Genomic DNA, 17500 nt, shown 5'->3' on the forward strand with positions numbered 1-17500 from the left:
ATTAAGAAAACTCAGAATGCAAAATTTTAAGCAGACTGAGTTTTCTTAATCTGTTTAAACTGTATTCAATTCGAGTTCGTCAATATCCTTGTTAAAGGCTTCTCTGTCAAATTGATTTTCAGAATTAGCTACAATAAGTGCTGTAACTGATGCTCCAGTTACATTGGTTGCTGTTCTTATCATATCGATTATTACATCTATACCAAGAAGCATCGCTAGACCTTCAATTGGAAGTCCAAGTACCGAAAGCACAACTGTTGTTGCAATTGATGCTGTTCCTGGAACACCTGCAATTCCAATTGATGCAAAAGTAGTTGTTGCAATCAATAACAAATAATCATTTATATTAAGAGGAATATTAAATACATTTGCAACAAATATGGCTGCAATTGCAGGATACAGACCTCCGCAGGCATTCATGCCAATAGTTGCTCCAATTGGGGCAGCAAAACTTGCTATTTGTTCAGAGATTTTTGTTCTCCCAGTTAATGATTTTATAGTTATAGGAAGAGTTCCATAGCTGCTTTGAGTTGTAAATGCCACAAGCTGTGCTGGATATATACTTTTAAAAAAACGTAAAGGATTAATTTTAACAACAAATGCAACAAGTCCTCCGTGAACTATAACTATTTGTAATAAACATGCCAAATATACTGCAATTATAAACTTCCCAAGCGGAATCAATGTTGATAGTCCATAGGCTGCTGAAATAGAAGCCATAAGGCTGAATACTCCATATGGGGCAAGCTTAATAATAATTTTTGTAATTCTAAACATTATTTTAGCAAAGGCATTAATAAAATCTTTTACTGGCTTTACATAAATTGGGTTTTTGTCTTCTTCAATAATTATTGCAATTGAAATAATTATTGAGAAAATAATCACAGGTATTGTCTTACCATCAGCCATTGCAGCTATAGGATTTGATGGAATCATGTCAGTTAATACCTTTGAAAATGTTGGTATTTCTCTTGCTTTAAACGATGAATCTTGTACAAACTTTAATCCTGTACCTAAATTAAAGGGCAGAGCAACTAAAATTCCAATTGCTGTAGCTATCGCTGTGGTAAACAAAAGAAGCATAATTGTCTTTAATCCTATTTTTTTTATTTGATTTGTAGAGTTTAATGATGTAATGCTTGAAATTATAGATGTAATTATTAAAGGTATTACAATCATTTTAATCAAACCTACAAATATTTTTCCAACAGGCTCAATGATCAAAGCATTTTTTTTAAAAAATGCCCCAATGACTATACCTAAAAACATTGCTATTAAAACTCTTATGCCAAAGCTGATTTTCTTAGTCTTTAGAAAATAAAGAAAGAATAATATTATTATCGAAAATACTAAACTAATATATGATGAACTCATTTTAAACCTCCTTAAATTAATTCACTTTTCTACATAAGACATAGCGCGCATTTGTCTATGCAAAACAAAAACCTTCTACCCCTTTGTACAGAGGCAGAAGGTTACTTCCGCGGTTCCACTCTGATTAGGCATAAAATGCCCATCTCATATCAGGTACAATCATACCTTACCTCTGTAACGTGAGGATACGTAACAGCCTACTTAAATTCGGCCTAACACTCAAAGGGGCACTTGGGCCATAATCCTTCATAAAGCTCTCTCAGCCAATGGAGCTTCTCTCTGTCTGATTCATATAGCCTACTTTTCCTTATCATTGTGTTTAATTCTTTTTATTTGACAGGGTTAATATAGCACATATTTATGAAGATCTTATGAAGAAATAAATATAATTTATTAAAAAGAATTTTATTTCCTATAAATATAAGAATTCAAATAACCTCAATGGAAGGATTTTATCCTTCCTTTTTCACATTATTCTTTGATAATCCATATTATGTAGTGTAATTAATTTTAGGAAAGGTTTTTTATGAATATAGGGATAGACGCAAGAGCTGCAAGGTGGTACAGGGGAACAGGAATAGGAACCTATACCTATCAGCTTATATACAACATAAACCTTATGGATAAGATAAACCGCTATCTTCTTTTTTTACCCGATGAGAACGTTTCTGATTTAAACCCTGGGGATAACATAGACATAAAGCTTATATCAGAGGATAGAAAAGAAAACTTTTGGGAAGAAATAGACATCCCAAACATTTTAACAGACACAGGAATAGATGTTTACCATGTGCCTCAAAATGGAATAGGACTTCCAATTATAAAAAGCTGTCCCTTCGTAATTACCCTTCACGATGTTATACCTTATAGGATGCCTGAAACCGTTGGCCCTCAATATTATGAGATTTATATGAGAGAAATACCAAAAATCATTCCTCTTTGCGATGCTATAATAACCGTATCAGAATATTCGAGGGAGGATATTGCAAAAGCTTTATCCTATCCCAAAGAAAAGATATTTGTAACCCATCTTGCTGCAGAGGATATATACTATCCAAGAAACAAAAAACTTTGCAAAGATTATATAAAAGAAAAATATGGAATTGAGGATAAGTTTATACTTTATGTTGGAGGATTCAGTCCAAGGAAAAACATTAAAGGTCTGATACAAGCTTTTAGCATAATAAAGCCTAAATTAGATGAAAAAATTAAGCTTGTAATACTTGGCAAAAAGGGCCGTTCCTACTACGACTATAGAGATTTAGCCTACTCTTTAGGCCTTAAGGAAGATGTTATTTTTACAGGATATGTACCTGTAGAGGATCTACCTTATTTTTATAATGCCGCCTATATTTTCTGCTACCCTTCCTTCTATGAAGGTTTTGGCCTTCCTCCCCTTGAAGCTATGGCCTGCGGCATACCAACTATTGCATCAAATGTTACATCAATACCTGAAGTGTTACAGGAGGACGCCCTATATATAAACCCAAAGGATGCTAAGGATATAGCTGAAAAAATTTTAATGCTTATTAACGATAACACCCTTTATACCCAGCTTACCCTTAAAGCTCTTAAAAGGAGCTCTATGTTTTCATGGAAGAAAACTGCAGTTGAAACAATTGAAGTACTTTATAAGACTGCAAAAATTTAGATCAAATATAATATAATAAGTAACCGTCCTTTTTCGTCTTTTCATTTTAGGGGACGGTTACTTATTATGTGTAATATGTATTATCTTAAATATAATAGGCTTGTCCTAATTTAGCCTAAAAAATTATTCATGGTATATAAAGGATATATGTTTTATTAGATTATATTATTCCTCTCCAAAAGTTCTTTATTGTTTACAACGCTCTCAAAGGGAGCGTCCTCTATAATAGTGTGCTCCTTTGAAAAAACTATTGCTCTTTTAAAAAGTCCCTTTACATAGTCAAAATCATGGGTTGCACATATTATAGTTTTTCCGCTTTCACTAAGTCTTAATAAAAGCTCCCCTAAAAATTTCTTATTCTTTGGGTCAAGCCCGTTCATAGGCTCATCGAGGAGTATTACCTGAGGGTTTACAGATAAAACTGCAGCTAAAGCAGTTTTTTTCATCTCCCCTCCGCTAAGGTTATAGGGAGCTCTGTCCCTTAAATCCCATATACCAAGAAGATTTAAGCAGTCAAAAACCCTTTTTTGCACCTCATCCTTTGAAAATCCCATCTGATACGGCCCAAAGGAGACCTCATCGTAAACCGTAGGGCAAAAAAGCTGAAGCTGAGGGTTTTGAAATAAAAATCCTATATTCTTATGAAAGGTTTTTGAAAATACTCCATCCTGCATTCTCTTTTCATCGATTAAAGTGCCATTAAAAAAGAACTGTCCCTCACTTTTAAATATTATTCCGCTAAGGAGCTTTAAGAGGGTAGACTTGCCGCAGCCATTAGGCCCAATTAATGCAACAGATTCTCCCTTTTCTATTTTTAAATTTATATTTTTTAGTGCAGTTACATCTTTATAGCTAAAACATATATTTTTAAGCTCTATCATTTAGACCTCCAAAGAAAACTATTTTTAAAAGAAAAAATAAGCGGATATCAAAAATATTATAACTAATATAAAAATAAAATCATATATATTAAGTTTAAGATTTATTTCCCTTTTGTATTCCCCTGTAAATCCTCTTAACTCCATAGCACTGTACATTTCATCAGACATAAGCTTTGATTGTATAAAAACATTTCCAATTATATTAGATAGTGAAGAATATTTTTTATCTAACTTTCCAACAGTCCTGATTTTTAGTGCATAAAGCATATTTAGTGCCAAATCGCCAAGTATATATATATAAATTATTGCAATATCCAATATGAAAATAAAAATATCAGGAACATAGATAAGCTTCAGGGAATTAGTTATATCCTTCCACTTTGTAGTAATGCTAAAAATATTTACTATAACAATATCTCCAAAAACCTTTACAGGAATAATTAAGCTGTTAAAACTTTTATAGATAAATATCGATGGAAAAATCATTAAAAAAGAAAAGGCAAAAGCGGCAAAGCTAAAGTAAAGAACTTTGCCGCTGCTATTTTTAAGAAGCAGTGTACAAAATATTAAAAGCAAATCTAAAGATAATAGGAAAAATATATTTTTTGATAATGAAATAAAAATTATCAATACAAAAACCGAAAGGAGCTTTAAAGCAGGATTAATACTATATAAAAATCCATGTCTTTCTATAAAATCCTGCCTTCTTATATTAGACGCTACACTCAAAAGTGCTTTAACAGTCTTATCTGTAAATGTATCTTTATCTTCCTTTGGGGTAAAATCATCCTCTTTAAAAAGCCAATCCATAAATCCTCCTATTTTTCATGTTTTAAATATTTCATATTTATAAGCTTAAATATTAAAAATATAATTGCTATACCTGCTGCTGCTGATATTATATACCCTAAAGTCTCTGAAAGTCCAGAAACAGTGTAATCTGGCATTAAAGAGTTAAAGCTTATCCCTTTTTCCATTCCCTTTGGAACATATCCTAAAAGGCTTACAACTTCTTCAGTTCCCCATTCTCCCCAAGCTGTACCCTGGGCTAAAAGCCCAAGGGGGCAAAGTATAACCATAGCTATAAGGAGTATATATAAAGGCTTATAGGATACACTTCCATCATATACTGTATCTGGAGATACCTTTTTAACATAAGCATAAGCAAGTGATGTTACAAGGCCTTCAACAACTCCTGCAACCAAAAGGTGAGGTATCATCATAGCAGGTATTGAAACTGAAAGAGGATATGGGCAGTATAGAGGAAGTCCTGCTGCATCCTTAAATAAAGCAGGCTGAATGCCAAATTCAACTGCTGCAAAGAATGCTGCTAAGTTAAGACCAATATATGCTGCAATAAAGGATGCTATATACTCTCCTTTTTCCTTTTTAAAATATTTCTTTAAAATAGAAAATGTATAATATCCACTAAAGGGCATTATAAAGGCCATATTAAAGCAGTTTGCTCCAAAGGCAAGTACTCCTCCGTCTCCAAAGAACAGCGCCTGAACTAAAAGTGATGCAGTAACTGCAATACATGCACTATAGGGCCCTAAAAGTATTGCAACTAAAACTGCACCTACCGCATGACCTGTTGTCCCTCCAGGAAGGGGAAGATTAAACATCATAATCAAAAATGAAAAGGCAGCTCCTATGCCAAGCATTGGTATCTTTTTTCTTGGGATTTCGTCTTTAATCTTTTTTACAGCTCTTCTCCATGCTGGAATCATAGCCGCCCCAAAGACAGCACAGGTTGACGGGCTAAGGTAATTATCAGGTATATGCATAAAAACACCTCCAAAAAATAAAAAGGCAGCAAAAGCTACCTTCGTGGTATAATTCAAATTATTAAGCCTTCGTGGCTTTATTCGTATATAATTATATAATAAATTGGTATTATTTTCAACCATTTAAAAAGCCATAATTATAAGCCCCTATATTATAAATCACCAAATAATGAACTTTGAAGCTTATACAATCAAGTATTGCTATCTATTGATTTAAGTATATATTTAAAAACTACAATTTAATTACATAAATATGCTCTACTATTTTTTAAAAAATATTCCCTCTCTTCCTTGTATCCAGCTCTTCTAATTAGCTTATCTACAAACTCACTTTCTTCCCAATTTTTAGTTCTCATATAATAGCTTGATGAAATATCATAAAAATCCTGCGGGAAAAGTAAATATCCATAAAGTACATTAAGTTCTTCACTGCTTATTTTTCTTTCTGATGTGTATGCATCAATTATATTATAAGCCATTTCAATATTCCATCCATTATGTTTTATAGCTCTTGTAATCATATTACAAATATCATGGCAAGGAATATCGATTATGCAGTAATCAAAATCAATAAAATATACATTGTTATCGTTTCCTATAATTATATTGTGATGAGCAAGATCATGATGGCAAAGAGTATAAATACTTTGGCATAAATTATTATAACATGAGGATTCAAGATGAACTAATGCATCGTTAGCACAGCTTATATAATAATCTGTATACTGAAGATATAATATGTCAAATTCGCTTTTATTAACATGCATTAAAGCTATATCCTTATATTTTTTCATATCTTCTATCCTGCTTTTAAATTTATCAATTATTCTTCCAAGCTGGTTTCTTACATTATTTTTAAATTCAATTTCAAGTCCTGCATTATGAAACCTTGCAAGTCCTTTAGCTGACATTGAAAGATCTATTGGATTTTCAAAAACACATTCCCTTCCTTCTATTAAATCCAAAACCACATAGATTCCGCCTTCATATTCTACATAAGGCTTTCCATCAGTACTCAACCTGAAATTTATTATATAAGGGTATTTCTTCCTTACAGCATTTAAGGAATTATATATAAAATTTAGCGTATCTGTATTATACTCAACTTTTTTTAATATCTTAAAACCTTCATTTGTATTTAAAATATATATTGATCGTACAGGGGATGCATCTTCAACCAAAAAATCAAACTTATCAAAAAGTTTTGTATCAAGCATGTAATTTGACAGATATGCTTTGTCCCTATACCTGTACTCCATTCCTACACCTCCATTAAATTTGATATCTTCTCAATTTGATATACTCTTTTAAACTTATCTATATATTCTTCATCATCTTTACTATTTTCCATATATTTCTTTATTGTTTTTAAAGTATAATATGGAAAAGAAACATAGGATTTTATTATTTTATCTGTGCCATTATCAATTTTCCTAATGCTGCTGTATTTTTTAATAATATCTTTATAAACCCTTTTATCCATTGAATCTTCAATCGAATGTTTTATAAGCAGTGCTACATCTTCTATACACAGGTTATATCCCATATCAAATACCTTTACTATTAAAGGCCTTCCATTTTTCACAACAGCAGTGCAGCTTGATGCAGAATTTATACATACTTCCTTTTTCTTCATGCTATCTTCCAAGGCCTTTAAATATTCTTTTGATTTAAATATCTTCTGACAAGCCTTTGCCCTTATTATAAGCTCATCAAGATACGGCATTACATACTCTTCAAATTGTGATAGATTTTCTTTATTTGAAACTTCATTTTTAAATCTTTCAAGTTTTGAGATGAGTGCTCTGTATTTTTCTGCTCTTTTTCCCCAGTAAACCTTTGCTTTTATCCCCTGAGGCTGAACAAACCCTTCAGCACAGTTATGAAAATGAGCAAGCATTGCTGCCATAATCATTATATTTTTCTTATTATCAAGTCTAAAATTTTCGCTTCCATACTCATTTATATTTATAAATAATCCATTAGTATTTTTTGTGTATATCTTCCCATTTTCTACAATATTAATTCTAATTAAACTTTTAAACCCATTTGATACAGCATAATTTATAATTGCATTGGCCGATAGAATTTCCCATTCCTTTGCATCAACTAAAATCTCCATATTGCCCCTCCTTTAGTCTTTGTTCAAATTCCCTTAAAAAGCTCATCCTTTCTTTACTATCTTCTACAATTCTTTTCAGCTTTCTTAAAAAAAACTCCTCTTCCCAAGGCTGTTTCTCAACATAATACTGAAGCCCTACCTGCCAAAAATCCTGTGGGAATTGCATAAAGCAAAAGATTAAATATATCTCATCATTACTTATAGGTATCTTTTCATAATACACTGAAAGTATAAAATCCAAAATTTCAAAATCCCAATTACCATATTTTAAGTTTCTTATAATAATGCTTGATAGATCGTGAAGGTTAGTATCTAATATACAGTAATCAAAATCTATCATGTACATATCAAGATTTGATGTAATAAGAAAATTATGATTTGCAGTATCGTGATGGCAAAGATAAGATAACTCCTTATGCCTTTCCATAATTTCAAAGTATTTTGATTCTTCAAGATCCTTAATAGCCTTAAGCCCTTGTCTATAATGAGAATCAAAATATTTTAAATATATGTTATCAAAATCAGAAAGCTTATCCTTGGATTTAATAAGTGCTTTAAAATATAAAAGCTCATCACATCTTTTCTTAAACCTTTTAATCCATTTCCCATAATAATTTCTGTTCTTTATATAAAAATCTATCTTAAATCCCATCGATGCTATATGAAGATTGCTTAAAGTATTAACACACATTTTAAGCTCAACAGGATTTTTAAAATCAGCTTCCCTGGAATCAATCCACTTACACAAATATCCATAGCCTTCATTTACTTTTATAAAATTTTCTCCATTTTTTGTTTTAATGGGTGGAAGTACCCCTTCAAACCCTCTTTTATATAAATAATCTATTGCACTTACTATAAACCTGAACTGATCTATATCATAATTTGAGGATTTAAAGCACATATATTCATTGTCAGTTTTAATCCTAAAAGCATTTTTAATTTTTTCAATCTCATAAACTTCAATTTTATAATTATTTTGAATAAGCTCCTTTATTCCATCCATCCTATCATCTCCAGGGTAAAACAAATTCTATTTTATAATATGAAAGCAGTAACTAAATGTGATAAGAAATGAGATTTTATGCACAATATAATAAAAATTATAATATTAATAATATATAGGCTAAATTGGAGAGTGAATCAGGTGAAAATTGCTATAGATGCAAGGGGTGCCAACTGGTATGCAGGTACAGGAATAGGGACATATACCCAGCAAGTTTTAAAATATATTCTTAAACTTGATACTGAAAATGAGTATATTCTTTATTGGTGTGGAACTAATTATAAAGATATGTATTTGAATCCAAATATTACTATAAGCATAGCATCTAAAAAGCACCACAGGTTTTTTGAGGAATACTTTATACCGGAAAATATAAAAAATAAATCTATAGATATATATCATGTACCTCAAAACGGTATCGGTCTTCCCCATAAAAAAAACTGCCTGTATATATCAACAATTCATGATCTTATACCATATATAATGCCGGAAACCGTTGGAAGAGGATACCTTAAAAGATTCATTGCCCAAATGCCTGAAATAATTCAAAACTCAGATATGATAATAACTGTATCAGAGTTTTCAAAGAAAGATATAATGAGAATATTTGACGTTGATGAATATAGAATAAAAGTAACTCCCCTTGCAGCAGACAGCTGCTTTATGCCAATAGATAAAAATACTGCTAAAGAATTTATTAAAAACAACTATTCTATAGAATATAATTATATACTTTATCTTGGAGGCTTTAGCCCAAGAAAAAATGTAAAATCCCTTATTGTTGCCTATTCAAGAATTTTTAAAGACATTCAAAGGGATATAAAATTAGTTATACTTGGTCCATCAAAGGACGACCATTCCTATTTAATAGAGCTTTGCACAAGCCTTGGAATAAAAGACAATGTAATATTTACAGGCTTTGTACCTTATGAGCACCTTCCCTATTTTTACAACGCCTCTACTATTTTTGTATATCCATCCTTATATGAGGGATTTGGCCTTCCTCCCCTTGAGGCTATGTCCTGTAAAGTTCCTGTTATAACATCAAACATATCTTCAATTCCTGAAGTTACAGGGGATGGTGCTATTTTAATTAATCCCTTTGATACAGAGGATCTAAAATGTGCAATAGAAAGATTACTTGAAAATGAAAACTTAAGATATGAAATTGCCCAAAAAGGATTCTTGCGTTCAAAGGAGTTTTCATGGATTAAAACCGCCAAAAACACCCTTAACATATATAAAGAAACCTACGAAAGATTTAAATAGGTGAGGTAGGGGGACGGTTACTTATTTATGCCATTTTCTCCATCATTGGTGCCTGGCACCGGAGATGGAGAAAATGGAGAAAAACTGCCGCCAGTTGAAGTGACAAACTTTTTCATGCCGTCGTTGTGGCTATTGATTAGCCATAACCTGTTACTTATCTTAGATATATTGACATCAAGTAAAAAAAACTCCAACTTGGTAAATAATACTAAAAAATGTATTCCAAGTTGGAGTGCTTTTTTATCCTGCTATTTTAGCAAGCACTATTTACATAAACCTCTCCAATTCATCTTTGCTGCACATATTCTTTACAAGCTCCTTTATCTGCTGACACCTATCCTTTGGGCATATTAAAAGAGCATCCTCAGTATCTACTATAAGCATATCCTTTAATCCAATTGCAGAGATTAGCCTTTTTTCTCCAAGTATCATTGTATTGGAAACATCCAAAAGCCCCACATGACACCCTGATATTATATTGTTGTTTTCATCATGGTTTAAAAATCTTTCAAGGGATACAAAACTTCCAATATCATCCCAATCAAATGATGTTTCAAGCACAACAGCCCTATGAGTTCTTTGCATAACTCCAAAGTCAATTGAAATCCCATCAATCTTTGAATATTCCTCATCTATTATTTCTTCTTCTTTTTCTGTTCCTATATATTCATACATCTTCATAAGGTTTTTATAAAGGTCAGGAAGATACTTTTTTATCTCCCTAAGGAGTCTATCTGCTCTCCATACGAACATACCGCTGTTCCAAAGATAATTTCCCTTTTCAAGAAAGCTCTTTGCAACATCAACATTAGGTTTTTCTACAAATCTTTTTACTTTAAAAATTCCATTTTCAATTTGTTCACCTTTTTCTATATATCCATATCCCGACTCAGGCCTTGTTGGGTTTATTCCCATAGTTACAAGATAATCTCCATCATACGCTATATCTATTGCCTTTTTTAGCGTTTTCTCAAACTCCTCCTGCCCTATGATAATATGATCCGAAGGAAGCACAACCATAATAGCCTCAAAGTCCCTCTTTAAAAGTTTTATTGCAGCAAGCCCTATACAAGAAGCAGTTTCTTTATTAAGGGGCTCTTTAAATATGTTTTCTTCATTTATATCAAGAAGGTTTTGAATAATTGGAACATAGACTTTATTAGTCACAACACATATTTTTGAAGGTTCAATAACATTTCTTATTCTGTCAACAGTACACTCAATCATGCTTTTTTCTCCAACAGTTTTTAAAAACTGCTTAGGAAGACTTTTTCGTGATTTTGGCCAAAACCTTGATCCTAATCCTCCTGACATTATAACAGCATAAACCATAAAAATCCCTCCGTATAATCATAGTATGCAAAGGGATTATTTTGGTTACATTTAATACATGGCAAACTGCTGGGACGGTTAGTGTGAAAATGTTCATTTACAAAAAAGGAAAAAGTACAAGCCAAGGGACGGTTACTTATTTTATACACAATATCTGCAAAATCAGGGGGACATGCATAAAATATTATGTCTATTATCTAATATAATAAGTAACCGTCCCTTCTGTTACCTTTGAAAAACCACAAACTTTTTCATGCCGTCGTTGTGGCTACTTTTAGTCATGACCTGTTAGTGTGAAAAAGTTTTCTCCATCCTTGGTGCCTGGCACCGGAAATGGAGAAAAGATGAAAAAAGTGCCACCAGTTAATAAGTGACAAACTTTTTCATGCCGTCGTTGTGGCTATTTATTAGTCATGCCCTGTTACTTATTGAAACTACGGGCACGGTTACTTATTTATATCAAAATCTACATAAACTATATATATGTTAATACTAAAAAGTAAATCAGCCGTTTATAAGATAGACATCTTATAAACGGCAATTAAGTCATCTCCTTCTTATTCTAAAAAAATCCTTAAATATCAAAACTATTCCCCTAAAAATAAACTCAAACAAAGTTTCTAAAAGGATTATTATTCCTGAGATAATAATTCCAACAACAAGCAATGTAAAATTAAACATAATTGTCACCAAAAAAAATGCTTTATATTATAATATTAATAAAAAAAAGATAGGGATACAAAATTTAAGGTGACAGAATATCTGTCACCTTAAATTTAATACGGCTTTATGAACATCTGTGTCCAATAGCATACTCCATTTGCATCTTTTGCAAGACCTACTCCTATTTGAGTATAAGATGGGCTTAGTATATTAGCCCTGTGCCCTGAAGAATTCATCCAAGCGTTCATAACCTCTTGGGGGGTTCTCTGCCCATAAGCTATGTTTTCTCCAGCAGATGAAAATCTTATCCCAAAGTTTTGCATCATAGTAAAAGGAGAGCCGTAAGTTGGAGATGTATGAGAGAAATATTTCTTATCAATCATATCCTGTGACTTATACCTTGCAACTCTGCAAAGCTGCCAATTTTTACTTAATGCCTGAAGCCCAGCTTTTGCCCTTTCAACATTTACAAGTCTTATAACTTCATCCTCCATACCTACTATAGTCTGATCTATAGATGGTATGTTTATCTTTTGTCCAGGGTATATAAGGTTTGGATTTGGTATTTGTTTATTAGCATCAATTATCTCTTTTACGCCTACCTGATACTTTACAGCTATTTTCCATAAGCTGTCTCCAGGCTGTACTACATAAACATTGCTTTGCTTAGCATTAGCTGGAAAACAAACTAATGTAAAAAGAAATAAAAATATAAAAATCTTTTTCTTCATAAATATCACCTCTATTTTATTTTCTATAGAGGTTTAATATTTTATAACAAGAATATTATTCCAATTAGTGTTTTAAAGCAAAAAAGTTCATTAAAGCCATAATACTTATTTCTATTCTTTTGCTTAAAAAAATTTACGAAAGTATCTATAATAAGTAACCGTCCCCGATAACGATAACTTGGTGCCTGGCACCGGAGATGGAGAAAATAGGGAAAAAGTGCCACCCAGTTGACAAGTGACAAACTTTTTCATGCATTCGTTGTGGCTATTACTTAATCATGACCTGTTACTTATTTATTAATATTACTAAACAATTGAACATAATAAAAAATTGGTTATTTTTAAATTTAAATTATGTGATATAATACTATGCAGGAGGGCTGAAAATGAAAAGATTTTTATTAATAATTCTGCCTGTTATACTTCTATCATCCTTTGCCCTTATAAAGAGTTCTTCAAAGAAAGATTCTAAAATAATTTCAGATATAAAAAATACTAAAAAAATAATAGATGCTGAAGTTTTAGAAGCAAAAGTTGATAACAAAATTAAAGCTGTTAGTGTAGATGGATCATTCCCATTTGATGTATCAAAGGTTAAAGATTTGGAATTTAATCTTATAATACTAAAAAATGCAGGAGTTAGAATACCTTCGTCTCCTTATAAAACAGATTATAAAGCTTTAAAATCCCTTGAAAAAAACATTAAAGAAATTGAAAAGGTTAATATGAATTATATAATCGATGTTACTTCTGGGCCTGGGTTTTCTTCTGATGGAAATATTTCAAGTATCTTTACAAACGATACCGAAGCTTTATATTTTTCAAAGATGCTTTGTGAAATAATAAAAAGGCATAGCAATAGCAAGTATTTTAAAGGAATAATGTTAGACTTGGAAAATACAAATGTACTTGAAGAAAACTACTATAATACTACAAAATATATAATTGAAAAAGTTCAAAAAAACTATCCCGATGTAAAAATACTGCTCAGCCTTTATCCGCTTTCCTTTGAAAACAACTTTCAAAATATTTTAGTACCTAAGCTTAGCAACGTTACTTTAAATGGAGTAGTTTACTTTAAAGGCATGTCATACCCGGGGTATGCAGCAGGATACAAAACATCACTAAAACTTAATAAAAACATACTGCTATCAAACCTACAAACCTTTAAGGAATTTAGTGACAGGAACAATTATGATATGATAATTACAGTAAAAATACCATGGACTGAAAAATCCGATATATTACTGCAAGATATATTTGAAATTTCAAAGATGCTTCATCTAAATATTAATATATATAACATAAACAGCTTAGACGATTATGATTTTTCACAAAACAAAGATGTGTTAAAGATAATAGAAAGAAATAACAAATAGGGTGCTCATGCACCCTATTTTTATATGAACAATAAAACTATAATTCCAAGTATTATCCTATAGTATGCAAAAGGAGCAAGCTTTCTCTTCTTTATATAGCTCATAAAGAAAGCAATTACAATATAAGCAACTATAAATGAAACTACTGTTCCAACAAGCATTACAATCCACTGATATAGGCTAAAAGCAAGTCCTCCTTTAACCACCATCAATACTGCAGCTCCAATTAAAGTTGGAATAGCTAAAAAGAATGAAAACTCTGCTGCAACCTCACGTGAAAGCCCAATTAAAAGACCTCCTATAATAGTTGAGGCAGAACGGGACATCCCTGGCCACATCGCAAGGCATTGAATTAGCCCAATTACAAAAGCATCTTTATAGGATATCTCATCTGTATTATAAACCCTTACCCTCTTTAGCCTACTCTCTGCATATAAAAGAAGCAGCGCACCAACTATAAGAGCCAAAGCAACAGGCTTTGGATAGAAAAGATGTTCCTCAAGGAAATCTTTAAATAAAAGCCCTAAAACCATTGCCGGCAAAAAACCAACCACTACCTTTGCCCATAGCCTATATACCTTTTTTGACTGCTTACTGTGCCCCAGCTTTGGAAATAGCTTATCCTTAAAATAAATTATTACAGCAAGTATTGCCCCAACCTGAATAACAACATCAAAAGCATTTGCAAAACTACCTGTGAACTTTATAAATTTGTTTGCAATAATAAGATGCCCTGTTGATGATATTGGCAAAAATTCTGTAAGACCTTCAATAATTCCAAGTATTATTGCCTTTATTATCATTTTAACCCTCCTATCTTTTTCTCCAGTGTTTTCTCCGGTGCCAGGCACCGGAGAAAAGTAGCTGTCTTTTTTAACCTACCTTTTAGGATACAACAAATAAAAGCTTCATTCAACTTTATATATACATAATTATCATATTATTAATAAATAAAAAATATATTTTAATAATAAATGGTTGGGGGGATTTTTATAAATTATTTTGATTGTATAAATGAAATCATGATAAAAAATAAAAATACTCTCTCTATTCGCTTTCTTGGAGTTTTTAGCACTATAAAAAAGCTTGTTGAAAAACGTCTTTTAAGCCCTTATAAGGATATTAGCTTTCTTGGAGAAATTGAGATAAAGGGAAGAAAAAAAATACAAATAAGGTGCTGCAACAAAGACAATAAAATATCAAAATCTAAAGGATTACTTTGCTTTTTTGATAAGATAACACCATCGAAATTCGATTATCTTGTATGCGTATATCTTGATAAATACAAAAACATACAGGGGCACTATATATTCACTAAAAATGAGGTTGTAAAATATTTCCCACAGATGATAGATGTAAACGGGAATATAATAAAAGAGTATAAAGGTCTTTACATACCTTTAGATGAAAATATTGATGAACCTTTGAAATCTTTAATAGACAGCTCATTTGAAAACTGGGAAAAAATCAAGTAGGGAGGCAACTTTATTTACGCCTCCCTTTAAAATCCTGTATAAATAAAGGGCAGGCATTTTGAATAAATACCAGCCCAACTATTGACAAAGAGCCCCATTAAGAAAGAGCCTATTTTAATTCCCTATAACTTTAACATAGCTTACAGTTCCTTCTTTTAAATATGCTCCGTTCTCTCCTTTTACCGTTGGGTTAACTACAAAGTAGTACTCCCCTGAATTTTTTAAATTATTTTTTGGTATTGCTTTAACAGTTTTACTATCAACAAATTCAAAGCTTAAAGGTATTCTCTCTCCAGTCTTTGAATCCCAAAGCTCTATGCTTTTTTCTACCGTGCTCTTATCTACATTAGAACTGAAAGTTACAGTAAATTTCTTATCAACGGGAACATTTAAAAGCTCCTGAAGCTCTTTATATTCTGGATAATACATAAAGTATGCCTTATTCTTATATTCAGAAGGAATATCTGTCCATCCAAGGCTTGTACCTATCTTTATTTCGTTTCCACTTTCCCTTGCCTTTTCAAGTATAAGATTATATGCTTTATAGTATTTTTCCTGCCTTGCTAATTTTAAATCTATTTCAAAATATCTTCCATCTATTTTAACCTTTAAAAATCCTGTCTTATTACAAGCATCTTTAGAGTCTCCAGATAAAAGCTCTGCAACAAGCATTGAATTATTATACTCAGCATTAAAATCCGGAGTAATTCCAACCTTATTTATCTCATTTCCCTTTGGTGAAAAGAACTTTAAAACCGTAAGTTTTATATAACTTCCATCTGATAAGCTGAACATAGTTTGAACAAGCCCCTTGCCAAAGGTTCTGTTTCCAATTATATAGGCTGCACCATAATCTTTTATTGCTCCTGTTAAAACTTCAGAAGCACTGGCACTATTTTCATTGGTTAAAAATATTACTGGCTTATCTATTTTTGTTCTATGAGTATACCCTTTATATTCTGCTTCATCTCCATCTCTATCCCTTACTTTAACAACAGTATTATTCCCAATAAAATACCCTGCTATGTTAAGAGCTGCATCCAAAAATCCTCCAGGATTATCCCTTAAATCTATTATGTAATTGCTTGGACTTTTTTTATTCAAATCATCTAAAATGCTTCCAAACTTATCTGCCGTATCTTCTCCAAAGGAAGATATTTTTATGTATGCTGTATGGTTATTTATAATTTCTCCTTCCACTGTTGGAGTTTGGATTAGCTTTCTTGTTATTGTAAAATCAAGAGTAGCACTTCCTCTTTTAACTTTAACCTTTACAGTTGTTCCTTCATCTCCCCTTAAATAAAGTGGAATCTTATCTTCACTTAATCCTACAAGGCTTTTCCCGTCTGCTTCAATTATGATATCTCCTTCTTTTAACCCTGCATCCTCTGCTCCTGACCCCTTTAAAACAGATACAACTCTAACTCCTTCAGATATTACTTCAAACCTAACACCTATTCCTGAAAATTTCATATCCACGCTATTAACAAAATTTTTGTATTCATTATTTGAAAAATATACTGAATAAGGATCATTAAGAGATTCAACCATTTCTTTAACTGTTGTTTTGTTTAGAGTCTCATTGCTAACATTTTCAATATAAAAATTTTTTATTAAGTATCTTGCCTCTTCAAGCACATCATAAGCATAGACAGTTGAAGAAAAAAGACCGATTATTAATATAAGGGAAAATATACTTTTTATAACCTTAGCCCTTGTAATTTTGTTTTTCTCCATAATAACACCCCTTTATAATCACCAAAGCTATTAAAGATATTATATATCATTATTATTAAATTAACAAAACTTTTATATTTTTATAGATTAATT

At 31.5% G+C, this 17500-nt stretch carries 15 protein-coding genes and 1 other annotated feature; of the genes, 4 read left to right on the forward strand and 11 right to left on the reverse strand.

Going from position 1 to position 17500, the window contains the following annotated elements; all coding sequences use genetic code 11:
• Positions 1–54: 54 nt before the first annotated feature.
• The gene (locus FDN13_RS06715; protein WP_138979503.1) at positions 55–1374 is read right to left on the reverse strand and encodes a dicarboxylate/amino acid:cation symporter; all 1320 of its coding nucleotides are present in this window, start codon (positions 1372–1374) and stop codon (positions 55–57) included.
• Between the two features lie 86 nt (positions 1375–1460).
• Positions 1461–1697 (reverse strand) — a binding site (T-box leader).
• A gap of 203 nt (positions 1698–1900) precedes the next feature.
• On the opposite strand from FDN13_RS06715, the gene FDN13_RS06720 reads away from it, so the two are divergent.
• Positions 1901–3025 carry a glycosyltransferase family 4 protein gene (locus FDN13_RS06720; protein WP_138979504.1) on the forward strand — a complete coding sequence of 375 codons (1125 nt, stop codon included), beginning with the start codon at positions 1901–1903 and terminating at the stop codon, positions 3023–3025.
• 155 nt (positions 3026–3180) lie between these two features.
• On the opposite strand, the gene FDN13_RS06725 is transcribed toward FDN13_RS06720, so the two are convergent.
• The 6 genes from FDN13_RS06725 to FDN13_RS06750 form a co-directional block, all read right to left on the reverse strand.
• Complete coding sequence (locus tag FDN13_RS06725) at positions 3181–3906, reverse strand: energy-coupling factor ABC transporter ATP-binding protein (RefSeq protein WP_138979505.1); 726 nt, start codon at positions 3904–3906, stop codon at positions 3181–3183.
• 24 nt (positions 3907–3930) lie between these two features.
• Positions 3931–4716, reverse strand: coding sequence for an energy-coupling factor transporter transmembrane component T family protein (locus FDN13_RS06730; protein WP_138979506.1), 786 nt, complete (start codon positions 4714–4716; stop codon positions 3931–3933).
• An 8-nt stretch (positions 4717–4724) separates the two neighbouring features.
• Entirely contained in the window at positions 4725–5693 is a 969-nt protein-coding gene (gene cbiM / locus FDN13_RS06735) for a cobalt transporter CbiM (RefSeq protein ID WP_138979507.1), read from the reverse strand.
• Positions 5694–5932: 239 nt separating this feature from the next.
• Entirely contained in the window at positions 5933–6952 is a 1020-nt protein-coding gene (locus tag FDN13_RS06740; RefSeq protein WP_138979508.1) for a CotS family spore coat protein, read from the reverse strand.
• Positions 6953–6954: 2 nt separating this feature from the next.
• Positions 6955–7815 (reverse strand): hypothetical protein, encoded by an 861-nt coding sequence (locus FDN13_RS06745; RefSeq protein ID WP_138979509.1) that lies wholly within the window; start codon positions 7813–7815, stop codon positions 6955–6957.
• Positions 7799–8821 (reverse strand): CotS family spore coat protein, encoded by a 1023-nt coding sequence (locus FDN13_RS06750; RefSeq protein ID WP_138979510.1) that lies wholly within the window; start codon positions 8819–8821, stop codon positions 7799–7801. The genes FDN13_RS06745 and FDN13_RS06750 overlap by 17 nt, the downstream gene beginning before the upstream one ends.
• 141 nt (positions 8822–8962) lie before the next feature.
• Between FDN13_RS06750 and FDN13_RS06755 the strand changes: the two genes are divergently transcribed.
• Positions 8963–10090 carry a glycosyltransferase family 4 protein gene (locus tag FDN13_RS06755; protein ID WP_138979511.1) on the forward strand — a complete coding sequence of 376 codons (1128 nt, stop codon included), beginning with the start codon at positions 8963–8965 and terminating at the stop codon, positions 10088–10090.
• Between the two features lie 267 nt (positions 10091–10357).
• Here FDN13_RS06755 and FDN13_RS06760 read toward each other — a convergent pair whose 3' ends face one another.
• Together FDN13_RS06760 and safA are read right to left on the reverse strand one after the other, a co-directional pair.
• Entirely contained in the window at positions 10358–11422 is a 1065-nt protein-coding gene (locus FDN13_RS06760) for a mannose-1-phosphate guanylyltransferase (protein ID WP_138979512.1), read from the reverse strand.
• A gap of 776 nt (positions 11423–12198) precedes the next feature.
• Positions 12199–12816 (reverse strand): SafA/ExsA family spore coat assembly protein, encoded by a 618-nt coding sequence (gene safA, locus FDN13_RS06765; protein WP_138979513.1) that lies wholly within the window; start codon positions 12814–12816, stop codon positions 12199–12201.
• A 386-nt stretch (positions 12817–13202) separates the two neighbouring features.
• Here safA and FDN13_RS06770 point away from each other — a divergent pair, with 386 nt between their 5' ends.
• A complete protein-coding gene (locus FDN13_RS06770; protein ID WP_138979514.1) occupies positions 13203–14195 on the forward strand; it encodes a hypothetical protein in 993 nt (330 codons plus the stop codon).
• Between the two features lie 20 nt (positions 14196–14215).
• Here FDN13_RS06770 and FDN13_RS06775 read toward each other — a convergent pair whose 3' ends face one another.
• The gene (locus FDN13_RS06775) at positions 14216–14998 is read right to left on the reverse strand and encodes an undecaprenyl-diphosphate phosphatase (protein ID WP_138979515.1); all 783 of its coding nucleotides are present in this window, start codon (positions 14996–14998) and stop codon (positions 14216–14218) included.
• A gap of 219 nt (positions 14999–15217) precedes the next feature.
• On the opposite strand from FDN13_RS06775, the gene FDN13_RS06780 reads away from it, so the two are divergent.
• On the forward strand, positions 15218–15670 hold the full coding sequence (locus FDN13_RS06780; protein WP_138979516.1) for a hypothetical protein: 453 nt from the start codon (positions 15218–15220) through the stop codon (positions 15668–15670).
• Between the two features lie 114 nt (positions 15671–15784).
• Here the strand turns inward: FDN13_RS06780 and FDN13_RS06785 are convergent, their stop codons facing one another.
• The gene (locus tag FDN13_RS06785; protein WP_138979517.1) at positions 15785–17407 is read right to left on the reverse strand and encodes a S41 family peptidase; all 1623 of its coding nucleotides are present in this window, start codon (positions 17405–17407) and stop codon (positions 15785–15787) included.
• Positions 17408–17500 lie beyond the last annotated feature (93 nt).

This window comes from Caloramator sp. E03 (assembly GCF_006016075.1).
Lineage (GTDB): Bacteria > Bacillota > Clostridia > Clostridiales > Caloramatoraceae > Caloramator_B.